Source organism: Nitratidesulfovibrio liaohensis (assembly GCF_011682075.1).
Taxonomy (GTDB): domain Bacteria; phylum Desulfobacterota; class Desulfovibrionia; order Desulfovibrionales; family Desulfovibrionaceae; genus Cupidesulfovibrio; species Cupidesulfovibrio liaohensis.
The window spans coordinates 1-1178 of the sequence record NZ_VSMK01000595.1 but is presented as its reverse complement, the minus strand read 5'-3'; the positions used below and the strand labels follow the sequence as shown (position 1 = coordinate 1178).

Genomic DNA, 1178 nt, shown 5'->3' with positions numbered 1-1178 from the left:
GGTGCTGGGCAGGCGGCAGCCGCCGGTGGGGGTGCAGAAGCAGTCGCCGTCGCCGAACAGCAGCGCGGCGGTGGTGGCCTCGGTCACGATGCCGCCGGGCTGGGTAAGCACGGCGTCGTCCTGCCCCAGGGCGCGGGCGGCCCTGCGTTCCAGGTAGCAGAGCATGTAGTTCATGGACTTGTGCAGGGCCAGCGAGCCCAGCGTGGCGGGCGGGGCAAGGCGCAGGCTGTAGGTGCGGTCGGGCGCGGGCGGGTCGTAGGGGGCGGCGGTGACCAGCGGGGCCATGGCCGCGTCCTCGTCCTCCAGCGGGACGATGATGTTCACCCGCGCCTGCCGTTCGGCAAGGCCGTTGGCGCGCACCACTTCCGCGATGGCTGCCGGGTAGTCCACGGGTTCGGCCACAAGGCCGAAGTGATTCAGGCTGGCCTGCAATCGCGCCAGATGCGCATCCAGTCGGCTGGGCCCTTGCCCGTTCCACAGGATGGTCTCGAAGAACCCGGCCCCGTACCTGAAGGCCGGACTGCCGATGTCCAGCCGTACCCCACCTTCGTGCAGCGCGCCGGCCCGCCAGTGGATCATGCGCATACCTCCCGGAAGTTGGCTGCCTTGGCCCATGTTTCTTCGTATTCGCTTTCCGGGTCCGAGTCCACGACGATGCCGCTTCCCGCGCAATGCTCCAGGCGGCCCGTGGCCGCGTCGTGCCAGCCGGTGCGGATGGCGATGGAGGCGTCCATGGTGCGGGCGTCGGCAATGGCCAGCAGGCTGCCGCAGTACACCTCGCGGTTGTGGGGTTCCCCGGCCTCGATGATGGCCAGGGTGCGGCGCTTGGGGCAGCCGGTCACCGATCCGCCGGGGAAGGCGGACAGCAAGAGGTCCAGACAGGTGCGGTCGGGCCGCAGGGTGCCGGTGACGTCGGAATACATCTGCACGAGGCCGCTGGCCGCGCCGCCCACGCGAAAGGTGGCGCAGTGCCGGGCCACGGCCACGCTGCCGTGGGCGCAATCGGCGGAAATGTCGTTGCGCACCAGGTCCACGATCATGGACAGTTCGGCGCGCTCCTTGGGGGTGGCGGCCAGCAGGCCCGGCAGGCCGGGATGCCAGACGGGATGCGGCGTGCCGGGGCCGAAGGCCAGGGTGCCCTTGATGGGCTGCGACAGCACGCGGCCCGGGCCGTTGCC

2 protein-coding genes are annotated in these 1178 nt (G+C 71.1%); both read right to left on the bottom strand.

All coding sequences use genetic code 11. The features are described 5' to 3' along the window. A partial coding sequence (locus FVW27_RS16445) for an aminotransferase class IV (RefSeq protein WP_167127208.1) occupies positions 1-579 on the bottom strand: 579 nt, incomplete at its 3' end. Next, positions 576-1178: chorismate-binding protein (locus FVW27_RS16440; protein WP_167127205.1), on the bottom strand; the 603-nt coding region annotated here is incomplete at its 5' end. The genes FVW27_RS16440 and FVW27_RS16445, both read right to left, overlap by 4 nt.